The organism is uncultured Chloroflexus sp. (genome assembly GCF_937951745.1).
Classification (GTDB): domain Bacteria; phylum Chloroflexota; class Chloroflexia; order Chloroflexales; family Chloroflexaceae; genus Chloroflexus.
In genome coordinates this window covers 74,790-89,766 of the sequence record NZ_CALFBQ010000029.1, presented here as the reverse complement: position 1 = coordinate 89,766, position 14,977 = coordinate 74,790, and the positions used below count along the sequence as shown (strand labels likewise).

Annotated in this window: 12 protein-coding genes and 1 pseudogene; 3 read left to right on the top strand and 10 right to left on the bottom strand. The window is 57.0% G+C overall.

Annotated elements, in window-relative coordinates; all coding sequences use genetic code 11:
• The 8 genes and pseudogenes from Q1A59_RS08105 to Q1A59_RS08070 form a co-directional block, all read right to left on the bottom strand.
• Positions 1–429, bottom strand: a pseudogene (locus Q1A59_RS08105) (type I restriction-modification system subunit M N-terminal domain-containing protein); the annotation flags it as partial.
• A gap of 269 nt (positions 430–698) precedes the next feature.
• Positions 699–1,121, bottom strand: coding sequence for a rhodanese-like domain-containing protein (locus Q1A59_RS08100; RefSeq protein WP_298404054.1), 423 nt, complete (start codon positions 1,119–1,121; stop codon positions 699–701).
• Positions 1,122–1,290: 169 nt separating this feature from the next.
• Positions 1,291–3,057 (bottom strand): SulP family inorganic anion transporter, encoded by a 1,767-nt coding sequence (locus Q1A59_RS08095; protein WP_298404051.1) that lies wholly within the window; start codon positions 3,055–3,057, stop codon positions 1,291–1,293.
• A gap of 9 nt (positions 3,058–3,066) precedes the next feature.
• Positions 3,067–3,564, bottom strand: a complete 498-nt coding sequence (locus Q1A59_RS08090; RefSeq protein ID WP_298404046.1) for a protein tyrosine phosphatase family protein — start codon at positions 3,562–3,564, stop codon at positions 3,067–3,069.
• A gap of 112 nt (positions 3,565–3,676) precedes the next feature.
• On the bottom strand, positions 3,677–4,045 hold the full coding sequence (locus Q1A59_RS08085) for a rhodanese-like domain-containing protein (RefSeq protein WP_298404043.1): 369 nt from the start codon (positions 4,043–4,045) through the stop codon (positions 3,677–3,679).
• Between the two features lie 103 nt (positions 4,046–4,148).
• On the bottom strand, positions 4,149–4,724 hold the full coding sequence (locus Q1A59_RS08080; protein ID WP_298404040.1) for a DsrE/DsrF/DrsH-like family protein: 576 nt from the start codon (positions 4,722–4,724) through the stop codon (positions 4,149–4,151).
• A gap of 53 nt (positions 4,725–4,777) precedes the next feature.
• Positions 4,778–5,026, bottom strand: coding sequence for a sulfurtransferase TusA family protein (locus tag Q1A59_RS08075; protein ID WP_298404037.1), 249 nt, complete (start codon positions 5,024–5,026; stop codon positions 4,778–4,780).
• A gap of 72 nt (positions 5,027–5,098) precedes the next feature.
• Positions 5,099–6,280, bottom strand: a complete 1,182-nt coding sequence (locus tag Q1A59_RS08070) for an MBL fold metallo-hydrolase (RefSeq protein ID WP_298404035.1) — start codon at positions 6,278–6,280, stop codon at positions 5,099–5,101.
• A gap of 322 nt (positions 6,281–6,602) precedes the next feature.
• Between Q1A59_RS08070 and Q1A59_RS08065 the strand changes: the two genes are divergently transcribed.
• Entirely contained in the window at positions 6,603–7,181 is a 579-nt protein-coding gene (locus Q1A59_RS08065) for a peroxiredoxin family protein (protein WP_298404032.1), read from the top strand.
• Between the two features lie 69 nt (positions 7,182–7,250).
• Positions 7,251–7,829, top strand: a complete 579-nt coding sequence (locus Q1A59_RS08060) for a peroxiredoxin family protein (RefSeq protein ID WP_298404030.1) — start codon at positions 7,251–7,253, stop codon at positions 7,827–7,829.
• Positions 7,830–8,025: 196 nt separating this feature from the next.
• On the opposite strand, the gene Q1A59_RS08055 is transcribed toward Q1A59_RS08060, so the two are convergent.
• Entirely contained in the window at positions 8,026–12,543 is a 4,518-nt protein-coding gene (locus Q1A59_RS08055) for a right-handed parallel beta-helix repeat-containing protein (protein WP_299644765.1), read from the bottom strand.
• Between the two features lie 464 nt (positions 12,544–13,007).
• Here Q1A59_RS08055 and Q1A59_RS08050 point away from each other — a divergent pair, with 464 nt between their 5' ends.
• The gene (locus Q1A59_RS08050; protein WP_298404024.1) at positions 13,008–13,487 is read left to right on the top strand and encodes a hypothetical protein; all 480 of its coding nucleotides are present in this window, start codon (positions 13,008–13,010) and stop codon (positions 13,485–13,487) included.
• A 23-nt stretch (positions 13,488–13,510) separates the two neighbouring features.
• On the opposite strand, the gene Q1A59_RS08045 is transcribed toward Q1A59_RS08050, so the two are convergent.
• Positions 13,511–14,785 carry an Nramp family divalent metal transporter gene (locus Q1A59_RS08045; RefSeq protein WP_298404021.1) on the bottom strand — a complete coding sequence of 425 codons (1,275 nt, stop codon included), beginning with the start codon at positions 14,783–14,785 and terminating at the stop codon, positions 13,511–13,513.
• Between the last annotated feature and the right edge of the window lie 192 nt (positions 14,786–14,977).

Sequence of the window (14,977 nt, the reverse complement as noted above, 5' to 3'; positions counted from 1 at the left end):
CACTTCTTCAAAGGCTTTGAGAATCGGGTAGAGCAGGTTCGCCGCCTGCAAGCGCGAGACCTGCCGGCGGAAGTCGAACTTTTCGAGGATGTCCTGCACGTCGGGGCTGAAGCCGTTGAAGTAGGCGACCAGATTTTGCGCTAGGTCGCTTGGAGCGTTCAACAAACGTTCCCAATCGAACTCGGAGTAGTTGTAAACCGACGAGTTGCCCGCCGCTTTCGACAGCACAAGATGGAGATTTTCCAGTTTGCCTTTGTACGTATCATAGGCTTGGCGCACAGCGGCGCGGGTGGGCGCCATCGCCTAGTCGAGGCGGCGCAGCACCACCAGCGGCAAAATCACATCGGCGTACTCGTGCGGCTTGTAGTCACCGCGCAGCAGGTTGGCAAGGTTCCAAATCAGGTCGGCTTTTTCGCGGAAATTATTCATAGGACTGATATCCTGACGTGCAGCTATTGAGCTATAGCATTGTTACCCAACTCGCTAACCGGTAGCGCAATGCACTGATAGCAAAACTGTACATTATGCAAACGTCCACGTAGGTGCAGGTATAACAGTCACCCTATACGATTTGCCGATCATCAAACTAGCAGTATGCGGCAAACAGACGTTTGCGCGCAGCATACTGCCAGTACTGAATAACCCCATCTATATTACAGCACAACCGGTAGAAACGCACAACCGTGCGTCTCTACCGGTTACGGGCCAACCATCATCGCATAGCCGGCGGCCTTCCATGCGCGCATACCGCCGGCGACATTGATTGCCTTAAAGCCGCGTGAACGCAGCAGATCGCACGCTACTGCACTGCGATTCCCTGATCGGCAAATGCAGACAATCGGCTTATCGGTGGGCAATTCGTTCAAACGCTGTTCAAGTTCTTGCAGCGGGATGAGCGTCGCCTGCGCGATCCGTCCGTCTTGGACAAATTCCTGCGGCGTGCGCACATCAAGCAAGAAGAAATTTTCATTCTGATCAAGCATCGTTTTCAGGTGGGTTACGTTGATTTCTGCCGGCAGCTTGGTCGTCGCCGCCGGTGCGGTGTTCGTCGTAGTGGCTGGCCCGCAGGCGGCAAGCGTGACTAACACCAAGAGGAATACACTGATGAAAAAGCGTCGCATGGGTGTACCTTTCAAATCAGATAGCGACGTAGCACAACGATGCCGTTATGGAGTGCGGTCGTTCAACTGCCGCACAGCTCAGTAGAATTCGCACCGGCCGCCCCTTCCAGTAAAAGCGCGCTCCCCTGCGTAAGCAGGGGACGCCACCCAACACGATAGTTACGATATGTCAATCTCGGCATCCCAAGGCCAACATCGCAGCGTGGGTCGTCATGTGAATATGATCTTGGCCAATCTTATCGAGCAACTCCGACTGCTTGAGCCGATCCATGACCGGCCCTTTAATATCGGCAAGATGGAACTCGACGCCGGCGTCGTGCAGACTATCGATCAGACTGTCGAGGGTATGCAAGGCGCTTGAGTCAATGAAGTTGATTGCCGAACCGATCAGTACCAGATGCTTCACTTCTGGTCGTTCGGCCACAATCCGCAGCAGGGTCTGCTCGAGATAGCGCGTGTTGGCGAAATAGAGGCTCTCGTCAACCCGCACCGCGACCACGTGCGGCCATGTCTTAACCGGATGCCGCTCAACATTGCGGTAGATCTCACTCTCCCCCAATCGCCCCACAATCGCAATGTGGGGCCGGCTCGTCCGCCAGAGGTAGAGCACAAGTGCCGAGGCCACCCCAACAAAGATGCCGGTCTCGATGCCAAGCGCCAGCACCGCGACGAAGGTGAGCAACCACGTGAAGGCATCGCCGCGGTTCGTGCGCCAAATCCGCTGCGGCTCGCGCAGATCGACTAACCCAATCACCGCGACGATCACAGTCGCGGCCAACACCGCCTGCGGCAAGTAATAGAAGATCGGGGTGAAGAAGAGCAGGATCAGGGCGATGCCGGCGGCGGTAATCAGCGACGCCAAACCGGTAATCGCACCAGCCTGCGCATTGACCACCGAACGGGCAAAACCGCCGGTCACCGGATAGCCGCTGAAGAAGCTGGCGGTGATGTTGGCTGCTCCGAGCGCAACCAATTCCTGATCGGGATCGATGGCTTGCCGGCGCTTACTGGCCAGCGCCTTCGCCACCGCAATGGATTCAACCACGCTCACCAGTACGATGGTCAGCGCCGTTGGCAGCAAGGCTTGCGCATCGGCCATCGTCATGGCAGGCATGCTGAGCGGCGACAAACCGGGAGGAATCGCGCCAACCACGGCCACCTTTGCCGTCTGATCGAGCTGAAAGGCCTGTGCGATCACAATGCCGAGAATGACGGCCAGCAGCGGCGCACCGCTCACGATCAGGGTAACGGCCAGCGGCGGCAACCCCGCCCGCCGCAGCAACGGGCGTAACCCCTGCCGGAAGAAGAGCAGCAGGCCAATGCTGCCCAACCCAATCGCCAGCGTTACAAGATTGGTCTGACCTAAGCCGGCAATCGCTTGGGCAATCGTCTCATAGATATGTTCGCCGCCAATTCGGTAGCCAAGAATATATTTCAACTGGCCAACTGCAATGATTAGCGCCGAGGCGCTTGTGAATGCTGCCAGCACTGGGTGCGAGATAAAGTTAAGGATCGCTCCCAGTCGCAATACCCCTAACGCCAACTTGATTGCGCCGACCATGAACGCCAACAAGAGGACTAACTGGATATAGCGTTCGCTACCCGGCGTTGCCAGTGGACTAACACCACTGAAGACCAGCAGTGAGGTAATTGCCACTGGTCCGACTGAAAGCTGACCCGACGTACCGAGCAAGGCATAGACGATCAGCGGTGCTACCGAGGCGTAGAGGCCGATCTGCGGCGGCAGACCGGCCAACTGCGCGTAGGCCATGCTCTGGGGAATGAGCATGATGGCGGTGACAATGCCCGCCACTACGTCGCTCGGCAAATGCTCGCGCTGGTAGCGACGCAGCCAGTTCAGAAACGGTAGATAACGGTAGAGCGCCGCCAGCAGTGCGGCTTGAACGCCGGACTGGCGAGCAGAAACGGGCGCCATAATATCCCCCTACCCCTGCATACCAACGCGCTCGAAGAAGTCACCCGCGCAAAATGCAAACGTCTCCATCGCATCATCATCGTAGCCGGCAGCGCGTAGTTCGGCCTCGGCCTGCTCGCGCGTCCATCCTTGATGCATCATCCGGTAGAGCATCCAGATCAGACCGACACGAGTCGCGCTACGACAGTGGAAGATGAGCTTACCGGTTTCCGGGTCTTCGACAATGCGGGCAAACTCGGCCAGATGCTCCGGTTCAAGCTCGTAAGCCGGCCACGGTGCATGAATATAGCGCAAACCGGCAGCGCGGGCATTGGCCGCCTGCACTGCCGCCCGCTCAGGATCGCTACGGATATTCAAAACCGTTTTGTAGCCCGCTTCGGCAAAGCGTTGCCAGTCTTCCGGCTGCGGCTGCGCTGCGAGCAAAACCTGCTCGGTGACCGCATAGCTGCGCAGCGGCGCGACTTCAGTTTGGTGTTGTAAGGCGTTGCAAGAAGTCTGATGATGCATAGGTGTATCCTCGGCGAGGGCGATGCAGTGCGACGCCCCCACAACATGCGAATCTGTACAACGTACCGTTGGCGATTATCGAGGGCGGTAGAGACGTTGCAATGCAACGTCTCTACTGTTGGCGATGGATGGGGTAGCCGGCCCGTTGCCATGCTACCATCCCACCGACCACATTGGTCACGTTGGTGAAGCCATGGCGCTGGAGTATCTCACAGGCCACTTGGCTGCGGTTACCCGACCGGCAGATGCAGACGATCGGCTGATCCTTGGGCAATTCATTCATCCGCATCGCCAGCATCGGCAACGGCAACAGCCGCGCCCCAGCCACATGGCCGTCATAGGCAAACTCTTCGGGCTGGCGAACATCAACCAGCACCATCAGCTTGTGGGAGTCCAACTGGGCTTTCAACTCTTGCACGGTCATCGTGCCAATTTGATTGGCTTGCGTTTCACGTGGATTGCGAAATAATTGACGAAACATTGTCTCATTACCCTTTCTCAATAAATGACGGCGCGCCCTCTTTGGCCGAGTGATCGCGCCGTCGTCGATCAGATTTTGCTTTTGGCCTGCCTTGGCCCTTCTGTTAAATGAACAGGGTCACTTTGGACCGGGCGGCATCGCCAAGGAAAGTCGCCACACCACCGGTTTCCAACCCTTCGACCAGCTCTTCATCTTTGATGCCGAGCAACTCGCGCGACATATCGCAGACAACCATCCGCACCCCCAACTCACGCGCCATTGCAAAGAGTTCTTCTGGCGAAGCAACATCGTGCTGCTTCATCAAGCCTCGGATGATTTGTGCGCCGGCACCGAAGAAGTTCATCTGCGACAGACCCAGCTCACCCAGCTTGCCCGGCAGCATCGCGGTGAAGCCTTGTTCGAGCAGGTTTTTGCCGCTGAAGACCTTCTGCTTCTTGACCGCGCTGATACCCCAGAAGGTGAAGAACATGCTCACTTCGAGACCCATCGAGGCGGCGCCGGTGGCGATGATGAACGCGGCGATTGCCTTGTCAAGATCGCCAGAGAAGACGACCATTGCCAGCCGATCTTCGATCCCCTGCGCCGGCGACTGCTCAAGCGCGGCGACGCGCTGCTCGAGTTCGGCAATCCGGGCTAGCAGAGCTTGCGTATCAACGGCTTCCGTCATCGGTGTTGTCATTGATTTTCCTTCCTTCACGTATGTATTCCACCTGCCGGAGCAACCGCTTTGGGTTAGGCCGTGCGGCGCAGATAGTGAATGTACAGCTCCTGCCCATTCTCTTGCACGGTCTCTTGCGCAATCAGCTCGACATTCTTGGCCGTCTTGACCCACCCCTGAAAATCGGCCACCGAACCGCGGTCGGTCGAAATAACCTGCAACACCTGCCCCACCGGCAGCTCAGTAATCGCCTTGCGGCTCTTTACTAGCGGCATGGGGCACTTCGCGCCCTTTACGTCCAATGTCTGATCAAAATGCGGCATGTTGGTCTCCTCCTCTATTCACCGGCGGCAGGCGTATCACCTGCCGCCCAACTATTCTCTATTGTACGATACTCACCCGGCCAATGCACAGATATTCTTGCCCAACTCCAACTCGTTTGCCTTGCCCTCGCACGGTTCGACCAGCCCAATATTGACCCGCTTGATCTCGACGTATTCCGGCGGGAAGACCGGCAGGTGGCTGAGCACGAAGCTGGTGAACTCTTCCAGCGTGCGCGGCTTGAGGCTGTCGTTCTGCGCCAACACCTGCTTGTACGGCGCGGCAAAGATCCCGTTCCCGGCATCTTCATCAAGGGTGCTAAAGTGAGCCGGCAAGATCACGGTATCGTCGGTCAGGTGACGTGGCAGCCACTCGAACATGCTGCGGTAGAGGATCGGCGTCCACGCCTCACCTTTGCCACCGAGGTCAGGCCGGCCAAACGAGCGCAGGAAGATACCGTCACCGGTAAACAGGTAGCGACCGCCGTCCGGCGTTTCGGCAAGGAAGTTGACTTGGCCGAGCGTGTGGCCCGGATACCAAATCGTCGTCATCCGTACCTGCCCGATCTGAAAGACCTGCCCGTCGCGCAGCGGTTCGTAAGCAATCACAGCCGGCAGCATATCAATCGGGTGAATAGCATCGTAGGGGTGGATGTAATACGGCGCGCCGGTCTCTTTGGCCAGCGCTGGGCCACCACTGATATGGTCGGCGTGGACGTGGGTATCGAGAATAGTGGTGAGCTTCGCGCCGGCACCATCGATCACTTCGCGGTAGACATTGATGTGACGAAGCGGATCGACGAGTGCGGCCTGCCCATCGCTGATAATGGCAAAGCTGAGATCACCGCGTGCCGGGCGAGCAATCTGAACGATCCGCCCCCAAGCAGCCTTCACCACATCACGCACATCGTAGTAGTTACCCCATCCGATCATGCCCTCGCTCAACGACACTGCCCGGTAGCCGTGGTTGTTCAGCACCTCAGCCACGTACTGCGAGGCGCCGCCCTTAGCGCAGATGACCACCACCTCTTCGACATCCTTCGGCAAGCGAGCCAGCGCAGCCTCTTCATCTTCGATAAAGTCGTAGTACGGCAGATTGAGCGTGCGCAACGTCGCATGCCCTTCAACCGGCATACGCTTAAACTCATCTTCGTTGCGCACATCGAGGATGAAGAGCGGCTGCGCACTTAGCAAGCGGGCATACAGTTCGCGTGGCGAAATCTCAGTGACGGTTGATTGATTCTGGGTGAATGTCATTGCTCTGCAACCCTTTCATTCTTTGTGAACCGATACACTTTTTTGGTTCACTGGTAGCATACCGCGCCAGCGTTAGAGCTATACGAGGGTTTTGTAAGGGTTTGGTAAGGAAAATGACACCGTTAGCCACTTCTTTCCGCTCGTCGATCAGAGAGCGTGCAACGCTTGTCCTTACCTCTCTCCTATACGAGATGATGCTCTCATTGACACGAGCCAGCATTTTCCCATCTTCCGTAACAACAATTCTCGCGTTTTACTACGATCACCAGCTAAACCTGAGGTATACTGAAAAATAGATCGCTATCCAATGAAAGGAATGACCATGGTTCGCCCACTCGTACCATTGACCGATACGTTTCTCAATGAACTCTTCCGACCGCGCGGCCCGACCAACGTACCACCGGTGGGCAGTGTCGCGCCCGACTTTACCCTACCTTACGCTCAATTTCTCAGCGGCCCGCCTGAAGATCGCGTTGAATATGGCCGCACCATCACGCTCAGTGCGCTGCGCGGACGACCGGTCGTGCTCAATCTCACCCGTATTTTCAGCGAACGAGTCTTCTGCCCCAACTGCGCACCGCACTTGGCTGCCCTACGCACCCAGTACGAAGAGTTTGCCCGTCGGAATGTTCATTTGCTGGTTGTTAGTAGCACCGATCTTGAGACAACCAGCTACGTCGCCGAGGTCTTGCGCGCGCCATACCCAATCCTGAGCGACCCAGAGTGGCGCGTCTTTACCCAATACGGCATGGGATCAGCAATGGGAGCACCACTCCCCGGGGTCTTCATTATCGACGCACAGGGCATCATCCGCTGGAATTGGGCCGCCCCCTTTTCACCGATCTTTTCACCGCCAGACATCGATGAATTGACCACCGTGCTCGATAGCCTTAACAACTAATAACCTCCGTTGTACGGGCACAGCACTACTGTACCCGTACAGCGTACCCTGCCGCAACAGGAGAACCCAATGGCACGACCCTTTATTCCGCTGACCAACAAATGGCGCCAAGAATTCATCCGCCCGCGCGGCCCGGCCAACGTGCCGCCTGTCGGTAGCGAAGCGCCCGATTTCACCCTCCCCTACGCCCAATTCCTTAGCGGCCCGCCCGAAGACCGGGTTGAATACGGTCGCACTATCACCCTCAGCGCCTTGCGCGGGCAACCGGTAGTGCTTAACCTCACCCGGATTGTCAGTGACCGCTTCTTCTGACCGCATTGCGCGCCGCAACTGGATGCGTTGCGGGAGCAGTACGAGGTCTTTGTGCAGCGCAATGCCCATCTGCTCGTGGTCAGCAGTACCGACCTCGACATGACTAGTTATGTGGCCGAAGTGTTACGCGCACCGTACCCTATTTTGAGCGACTCCGAATGGGGGGTGTTCTACCGCTACGGTGTCGGATCGTTACTGGGAGTGCCTCTCCCCGGTACCTTCGTCATTGACGCGCACGGCATCATTCGCTGGAGCTGGGTAGCGCCACTGGCAGTCGTGTTTACGCCGCCAAACCCGACAGAACTGGCGGCGGTGTTGGATAGGGTTGCTTCGTAGCCACTAAAACAGCAGGTGTGCCAGTTCACCCATCTGGCGTTGGAGCCATTCGATGGCATCACCCGCTTCTGAGCAAAAACAGCACCCTTCTCCTGCATAGCAGGAGAAGGGTAGGAGTAAGGGCAGACTCCCAATCGAAACCCTATGTCGCAGCTACAGGATGCGGTCAAGCGGCATATCTGGCCTCACGGACACACTACCTCGCCACCAACGGCACATACACCTCACGGCGCGTGCCGATCGTGAAGCTCATCGTGTACGGCGCTGCCAATGCATTCCCAGCGACATCCTTTACGCCTGTTGTTACGGTGACGCGGTAGACACCGTTGTGCAACAGGCTGCGTGGCGTTACCACTATATAATTGGCGCCACTGTCAAAGCGCACGCTCGCCGCCACCGATGTACCGTCACGGGTCAGCGTTACCGTCGTTGGTGTCAGCGTTGTCTCATCAAGCGCCTCCGACACCTCCACCAGCACAACCGGCCCATACACCACCCCCTCGGTATCAGTATAGATCGGCGTAGAAGCCAACCCGGTGGCATCCGCAAGGTTGCTCCATAATACCCGTGGCGGTGTTGTGTCGCCCTGCGGCGTCACCTCAATGCTCACCTGCGCCGCTCGGCTCGTGGACGTGCCGTTGCTCACGCGGAAGGTAAACGCATCAACGCCGGTGAAATCCGCGGATGGCGTGTAGGTCAAGTTCGGCGCCGTCCCGGTTAGGGTACCGCCGCGCGGCTGCTCCACCACCTCATACGTCACCGGCAGGTCACTGGCCTCACGTCCGCGTAACGTGATTGCACGCGACGTGCGGTACGTCGTGGTGATAGATTGCGGCTCGGCCACCAGCGGCGCCACCAGATTCACCCACGTATTCGTCGGTGTCTCTTCCGGCACGCTGGGGAAATAGACCACCGCTTGGTTCGCCACCACCGTCCCCGACGCTAGACCGCTGCGCAATTGGACGGTGTAGGTAATGATTCCCTGCGAATCGGCGGCCCCCTTCGGGCCAAGCTCGCCAATGGTCCAGACCAGCTCACGAGTGGCGGGCAGATACGTCCCGCTGCGATTGACGAACGTCACGGTATTCGCATCGAGCGCGTCGGGCAGTTGATTGACTACGTACACCCCGTAGGCCCGCCCATCACCCTCGTTCTCGTAGCGAATGGTGTAGGTGATGGTCTGGCCGGGCAGCAGATCGCCTGCTGGGCCGGTGATGTCATTGGGGTCGCGCGCAATGACCAAGCGACTATTCTTCTGGCAATTTACGCCTGATTGCGATGAGGAGGCGCATCCCACGCCGGGCACACAACACTCATTCAGCGCGCATGGCAACACTTCCGGCTTCGTGTAACAACCGCTTACACAGCGCCAAACGGTGCGGTTCGGCACGCCGACCCATTGATACAAATTCCACCACGCCTCTTCGCACGTCGTCAGATCACCGGTGCAATCATGGCTACTCGGATTCCCGGCACATTCGGCAAGACACTCGGTAAGATCCGCAATTTCGCCAAACACCGGCACATTATCAACCTTGACGAGATCCGACTTGATATCAGCCGCGCAATTGGCCAAATCAGCCACCTCTCGGCTTCTGAGCGCCATGACACAGTTCACGCCGGTGAGGGTGATGTCGATAGCATCCGCCAATTTACCGGCTACCGTCTTCAAAGCTACCTTGCCGATGCAGTTACGCAAACAACAACCGCCATTGCTGCACAACTCCGGACTCATCAGAGTACCGGGCCACGCCGCTTGCCCGATCGCATCCCACGTGCCCCAGAAGCGTTCTTGGTCAGTGGCAATATTCCATTCCATGCCGCCAGTGCCATCGGTCACGCTAAACGAGCGGGCAGCAAAGGTAGACGCAAATGCTTTGGCACCATCGCTTTGGATCAAACGAATACTCCGCTGTTGCGGATTGATAAACACCGCTTGGCTCACGATGCCAGTGTTCAAGGTGATTCGTTCGGCGCTGGCCCAGAGGTAGCCAGCCGCCAGCGCTTGGGCATGCAACGCTTGCAACTGCGACATACTCGCTGCGAAGGAATCCCATTGACTCCGGCTCAGGGTTTGGTACGCCGTCATCGTGGTGGGGGTGTAAGACAGATACGGCTCTAGATTGAGCAAGCCGGCATTGTAGTTTTGCGCGCTCAAAACCGTCGCCACGGTGTCAGGCTGATTGGGCGGAATGCCCCACCGGTACTGCACCCGCACCCACAACCGCCCTTGGGCACCGGGCATCATATCGCCTAACCGCCAAATCACCTGATGGCGCGCCGGCCAATAGACCCCGCCATCACTGCTCTCGATGTAATACGCCAATGACGGTAAGCGCATCATGACGACGGCGCCTTGCACCGTCATGGTCATCGGATTGAGATATTGCACCACGTAATCAACAATCTCACCGGGACTGTAGCGTTCCGGGCCGCCAGTGCGCAAGAGAATATCGGTTGCGGGCGCCTCACCGCTCTGCGGCGTCCTCAGCCACGGATAGAAGAGGATATTGTCGCCGACATCATCCCCTTGCCCACCGGGATTCTGGGTGGAGTGGTACGGCCCGCTGGAGTGGTCCCAATAGTTGTTGCGCGCATCAAGCACCGGCACATTTCCCCAATTGGCAACCGCTACTTCAGCCGTATCGTGCAGATGGTTGTACTGCAAGATTGGCGGCGTAGGCACATTCACGCTCTGGAAGTCAAAGCGTACACCTCGACTGGCCGAATGGTGAATTTCGCAATTCTGAATATTCACGACCGGCAAACCAACGTCAGGATAGCCCCAGCTTAGATCGACGCTAGCCCGTGTACGCCCGCCGCCATACGCCACCTCACAGTGGCGCAGCGTGACCGTCGCCCGCTGATAGGCAGAGATGCCCTCCCACCAACCCGGCGTTGGTGTGTTGGCGGTAAAGATAATTGGTTTCTCAGCCGTGCCCAGCGCTATTAGCGACGCCTGATCCGACACTTCTAGCCGGGTTTCGCCGTTGTATTTGTTTTTATCGAAGCGCAGGACAGTCCCCGGCGCCAACGAGAGCAGCGCATTGGATGAGAGAACAATATGATAGGTGACGCGAACCGGTATGCCGATGCCGTCGAGATCCCATTGCCGCCCGCGGCTCACCGTGCAACCCGGGATCGTCAATTCGTCAGTGCCGTTGCCGGTGGCCGTCAGGTTGCGCGCCGTGATCGAGCCATTGCAGTACCAGAGGAAAGCCGGGCCAACGTTGTAGGCAAAGTGCAGATCGCTTACGGTTGCATCGACGTTATGGTCATCCCAGTAAATGCCGCCACGATGATAATCCGTGTCGGCGCGCGTGCCGTTATTGGCGATTGTCAGATGACGCAACGTGGGTGAGATAATGCCATTCCTAGTATAGCTCCCGAATCCCGCCCAGCCGTTGTCGGCGATGCGGCCGCCGTCCCACGTTACATTCAGCACGCCGCCACTGCTTGTTTCTAGGTCAACACCAAACTTCCCGTTATCGGTAACGTCAACGTTGGTCAAGACAGCCGCCGCCGTACTGTTGCTGGGGGCGTATAAGAAGAGACCAGTCTCTCTATTATGGTGAATCCGACAATTCTCGACGGTAGCGTCGGTCGTATTGATTTCAAGACCGCCGTCGCCGAAGTTACCATCATCACCATAGCTGATGTCACAGTGGCTCAGACGCAGGGTGCTGCCAGACTGCGCCCACAACCCAAGCCAATAGGTTGGCGTCTGAGGCGACGCGCTGGTGAACACAATCGGCTGGTCTGCTGTGCCGACGGCCCGCAACGTGCCGCCATTGGCCACAGCAATGCCAAATCCGGGTTCAAACTGTAACCATGTCCCCGGCGCGACCGTGAGCGTGCGACCCGCCGGCACGATAAGCTGACAAAGCGAGAAACCGCATTTGGCGCCAAACACTGCCCCACCGAGGGTCACATCTTGGGCCAAGGGGCGGTTAAAACCGTCAATCGTCACCTCATTGCGCGTGTTGCCGCTAAAGGTAATATCACGGTAACTGGGCTGCATATTGATGGTGGATTGGAGAAGAGCATACCGCCAACTATTACCGGTATTCGCGTGGTCGGCGATATGCACCGAATGGATCGTTGGCGTCAACCCATCACCATTCAGGTAGATGCCCATCCGTCCGCCGGCGCGCACCTCACTGTTAGTCATCGTGAACTGCGCCCCGGCTTTGACTTCGATCTGCGCGTCACTCCAACGATCGAGTATACCGTTAAATAAGTCACCGCCCGCATAGCGCACCTGTACGTGATCGAGCATGGTCTCGCTACCCGACGTAAGCACCATGCCGTACCAGTCGCCCGCCGCAGGCACTGTGGCGCTGCTGTCGCCGTTGGTATCGCCACCGGCGCTATCGTCGGCGAGGCTGGTAAAGATAATCGGCTGTGCAGCGGTGCCCTGCGCAATCAGCCGGCCATCTACCCGCAGGCCGTCGCTCGTAGGGCCGAACTTTACAACCACCCCCGGCTGGATAGTCAGGGTCGCGCCGGCTTGCACAATCAGCACGCAGTTGTTCACCACATACACATTGCCGGTTACCCACGTCGTATCAGTCGTAATCGGGCTACAGGCCGGGATCACAGCTTGCAGATAGATGCGCCCCTCAGCAGCCGGTTGCACAGGCAGCACCGGTAATGATAGCGCAAGTATGAGCAGCAGTGAACTGAGGAATGAGGAACGGAGTACGGGGCGCATCACCTGCTCCTTTCTGCCATTCGAGCAAATTGACAAGGAGATGATAAGAGGAAATGAACGGGTGGAGACGGCGCCGTATCTATAAGGATGTTGCAATGATTGTACAGTTAACCAACAACATTATCCAGAAAAAGGAACTTTCCTGCCGGTTAACAAACATTATCTATCTTGATTTTGATGAAATATTTTTAATAAAATCGCAATAAATCTTGTGATTGTTTGAACTAAAAACTTTTTGTTGATAAAACACTAAAACAAGAGCATCCAAAAAATTAAAGACACGCTCCTAGCGCACGATTATTAACCGTTTATACACCAAAAAGCGAAGGCCACTAACCTTCGCTTGACAGAGAAAACATTGACCCACACTCGGGATGATGCCCGGCTACCTCCAGCTTCCATGCTGCACTGATTAGCGCTACACTACTGACAGGATCACGTGATAGCGGTGAGAGGATGAACAAATGAACCATACGCCAACCACAGTCATTTTCCCCACGCTGCTAGCCCGCAACCTCAACGGGCGCACGCTCACCTTGCCGGCAGAGTTCGGCGGCGCGCTTAACATCGCCATCATGGCGTTTCGCCGCTGGCATCAAGCGCTCGTTGACGCTTGGTTTCCGTTCCTTAACCCGCTGCTTGCCGCCTATCCTGACCTGCGAGCCTACGAGCTGCCGATCATCGGACGGCAATACACCCTTGCCCGCCCCTTCATCGACGGCGGGATGGCGTTTGCTATTCCTGATCCAGAAGTGCGCAATCGGACACTGACGATCTATAGCGATGTGCGGCAGGTGACGGCAGCGTTACAGATTCCCACCACCGAGACGATCACGCTACTTTTAGTTGATCGCACCGGACGCATCTTCTGGCGCGACACCGGCCCCTACACCGCCGAACGAGCGGCGGGGCTTGAGCAAACGCTGGCCGGACTGCGGCAATAATGGCTGATCGGGGTAAAACGGCGCTAAGCGATCACCGCCTGCACAATCAGCGCAATATTGAGCAAAATGATCACCGCAGTGATCACACTCGCGACAACAGTCGTCAGCCACCGATTGCGCAAACTGCCCATGAGGTGACGCTGGCTAGTGAACCAAATCAGCGGGATTAACGCAAAAGGCAGCGCAAAACTGAGCGCCACTTGGCTTAGCACCAACGCCCACGTGGGGTCGATCCCCAACGCAATGACCACAAGTGCCGGCGCCATGGTGATGATCCGCCGTACCCAGAGCGGCGTTTCCCAACGTAAGAACCCCTGCATGATCGTCTGACCGGCCAACGTACCTACTGCTGACGATGAAATCCCAGCGGATAGCAACGCTATCCCAAAGATTATGCTCGCTGATGAACCAAACAACGGCGTCAAACTCTGATATGCCCCCTCAATGGTGGCCACATCGTAGAGACCATGGCGATAAAAGGCGGTTGCAGCCATAATCATCATCGCGGCATTGACCAAACCGGCAATGCTGAGCGCAATGATCATGTCAACCAGCTCGAAACGATAAATAGCGCGCCGCTCAGCTTCGGTACGACCTACAATCCGTCGCTGCGTGAGTGCCGAATGGAGAAAAATCGCGTGCGGCATCACGGTGGCGCCAAGGATACCGGCCGCAAGGATGAGACTATCGGTTCCAGCAAGCTGGGGCACGACGGCATGAAAACTGACCTCACGCCAGTCAGGACGACCAAACGCCAGCTCGGCGACATAACAACCGGCAACGGTAAACAACAACCCCGCAATCACTGCTTCGAGGCGGCGAAATCCACGACGCTCCAAACCAATGATCAGCCACGTCACCAACGCTGTCAGCACACCACCCAAGAGCAATGGTAAGCCGAAGAGCAACTGAAAGCCGATTGCCGCCCCGATAAATTCGGCTAAATCAGTGGCAATAGCCGCTAGCTCGCTGATAAGCCACATCACCCAAACCACCGGCTGCGGAACGTGCTCACGACAGAGTTCAGCAAGACTATGACCAGTAGCAATCCCAACCTTCGCTGACAACGCTTGGATCAACATTGCCGCTAGGTTGCTGGCAACAACCACCCAAAGCAACATCACGCCAAAGCGGGCACCTGCCTGCACCGCGGTGGCAATGTTGCCTGGATCGATATATGCCACCGCTGCTACAAAGGCTGGCCCAAGGAATGGCAAGAGCCGAAGCACCCTTTGGTAGAACGACTCGAGATGAAAGAGTTTAGTACGGCTTGGGCGTGTATGAGGAACAGCATCCATCTTTAACCCGCCGGTAACAATGCTTAGGAAGCAGTAGGATCGTATCGGTATGGCAAGATTTTGTTTTAGCCAGACCTAAATCTCAATTTCTATCCTACCGTAATAACTGGGCAGCGTCAAGCGTATCGTTATCAATCAACGACATATCGGTAAGAAATCTTCCTTCACCAGCACGGGCTATAGGTGTGCCAA

Excerpts from the sequence above, each read along its gene's own strand:
- Q1A59_RS08100 (WP_298404054.1), bottom strand. The coding sequence starts at position 1,121 with ATGCGACGCTTTTTCATCAGTGTATTCCTCTTGGTGTTAGTCACGCTT.
- Q1A59_RS08095 (WP_298404051.1), bottom strand. The coding sequence starts at position 3,057 with ATGGCGCCCGTTTCTGCTCGCCAGTCCGGCGTTCAAGCCGCACTGCTG.
- Q1A59_RS08090 (WP_298404046.1), bottom strand. The coding sequence starts at position 3,564 with ATGCATCATCAGACTTCTTGCAACGCCTTACAACACCAAACTGAAGTC.
- Q1A59_RS08085 (WP_298404043.1), bottom strand. The coding sequence starts at position 4,045 with ATGTTTCGTCAATTATTTCGCAATCCACGTGAAACGCAAGCCAATCAA.
- Q1A59_RS08080 (WP_298404040.1), bottom strand. The coding sequence starts at position 4,724 with ATGACAACACCGATGACGGAAGCCGTTGATACGCAAGCTCTGCTAGCC.
- Q1A59_RS08075 (WP_298404037.1), bottom strand. The coding sequence starts at position 5,026 with ATGCCGCATTTTGATCAGACATTGGACGTAAAGGGCGCGAAGTGCCCC.
- Q1A59_RS08070 (WP_298404035.1), bottom strand. The coding sequence starts at position 6,280 with ATGACATTCACCCAGAATCAATCAACCGTCACTGAGATTTCGCCACGC.
- Q1A59_RS08065 (WP_298404032.1), top strand. The coding sequence starts at position 6,603 with ATGGTTCGCCCACTCGTACCATTGACCGATACGTTTCTCAATGAACTC.
- Q1A59_RS08055 (WP_299644765.1), bottom strand. The coding sequence starts at position 12,543 with ATGCGCCCCGTACTCCGTTCCTCATTCCTCAGTTCACTGCTGCTCATA.
- Q1A59_RS08050 (WP_298404024.1), top strand. The coding sequence starts at position 13,008 with ATGAACCATACGCCAACCACAGTCATTTTCCCCACGCTGCTAGCCCGC.
- Q1A59_RS08045 (WP_298404021.1), bottom strand. The coding sequence starts at position 14,785 with ATGGATGCTGTTCCTCATACACGCCCAAGCCGTACTAAACTCTTTCAT.